This is a genomic window from Streptomyces dysideae, assembly GCF_001514305.1.
In the GTDB taxonomy this organism is placed as follows: Bacteria; Actinomycetota; Actinomycetes; order Streptomycetales; family Streptomycetaceae; genus Streptomyces; species Streptomyces dysideae.
This window is the reverse complement of the sequence record NZ_KQ949197.1, coordinates 1-1,234: the sequence shown is the minus strand read 5'-3', so window position 1 is coordinate 1,234 and position 1,234 is coordinate 1. Positions and strand designations below refer to the sequence as shown.

The 1,234-nt window shown below is 66.3% G+C and carries 2 protein-coding genes; both read left to right on the top strand.

What is annotated here, in order from left to right; all coding sequences use genetic code 11:
* Positions 1-1,002: ABC transporter substrate-binding protein (locus AQJ91_RS48360; protein WP_234383491.1), on the top strand; the 1,002-nt coding region annotated here is incomplete at its 5' end.
* A partial coding sequence (locus tag AQJ91_RS48355; protein ID WP_159054852.1) for an ATP-binding cassette domain-containing protein occupies positions 995-1,234 on the top strand: 240 nt, incomplete at its 3' end. The genes AQJ91_RS48360 and AQJ91_RS48355, both read left to right, overlap by 8 nt.

Genomic DNA, 1,234 nt, shown 5'->3' with positions numbered 1-1,234 from the left:
AGCCGGACGGCCGGCGGCAGTGGCGGCATGGGCGGGAAGACGGTGGTCGTCCGCGACAGTGGCGGTTCCTACGGTGCGGCTCTGCAGAAGGCGATCTACACGCCGTTCACGCAGGAGACCGGCATCCAGGTGAAGGTGCTGAACCTGGACGACGCTCCGCTGCTGGCGCAGATCAAGCAGGGCCGCCCGCAGTGCGACCTCATCAACAACTCGATGATGTCGCATACCAAGTACGTCGAGCAGGACGCGCTGGAGGCGCTGGACCTGGACCGGGTCAAGAGCGTGAAGAGCGCGAAGATCCCGCAGGAGCAGGTCACCGAGTATGCGGTCGGCCACGCTTTCTACGGTCAGTGCATCGCGTACCGCACGGATGCCTTCGGGGGCAAGAAGCCGGAGTCGTGGGCGGACTTCTGGGACACCAAGGCGTTCCAGGGTGCCCGCGCGATGGTCCATCCGGACGGTGACCTGCCGGAGCTGGAGTTCGCGCTGCTGGCCGACGGTGTCCCGATGGACAAGCTGTATCCGCTGGATATGGACCGTGCCTTCAAGGTGCTGACCCGGCTGCTGGGTGACGTCAAGAAGTTCTGGGACAGCGGCCCGCTGCCCGGTGTGCTGCTGAGCCGCCAGGAGGTGACGATGTCCACTGCCTGGGATGGCCGGCTCGCCGATCTGCAGAAGCAGGGCGTTCCGGTGGAGCGGCAGCTCAACGGCATGCGCCGCCAGTTCTCGGGCTACGCGATCGCCAAGGGCGCGGCCAACATGGACGCCGCCTACCAGCTGATGGACTTCTCGCTGCGTGCCGAGAGCCAGGCCGGCCTGGTCAAGTTCTTCCCGTCGAACCCGTCCTCCCCGCTGGCCTACGAGAAGCTCACCGAGGACGAGCGCAACGCGTCCGCGGGTGCGCCCAAGTACTACGACAAGGGTTTCGACGCGGATGTCGACTGGTGGCTGAAGAACGAATCGGCCGTCACCAAGCGCTGGCTGGAGTGGGCTCGTGGCTGAATTCGGTGTCGCCGCACCGTCTGTCAAGGTGGCCGGCGACAAGCCGGCCACCGCGACCGGCAAGTCGCTGTCGGTGGTGGCTCTGCGCAAGACCTACGGCGACATCGTCGCCGTCGACGAGGCGTCCATGGAGATCGCCGCGGGGGAGTTCGTTACTTTCCTCGGCTCCTCGGGGTCGGGCAAGACGACGACGCTGATGATGATCGCCGGTTTCTGCGAACCCGACTGCGGC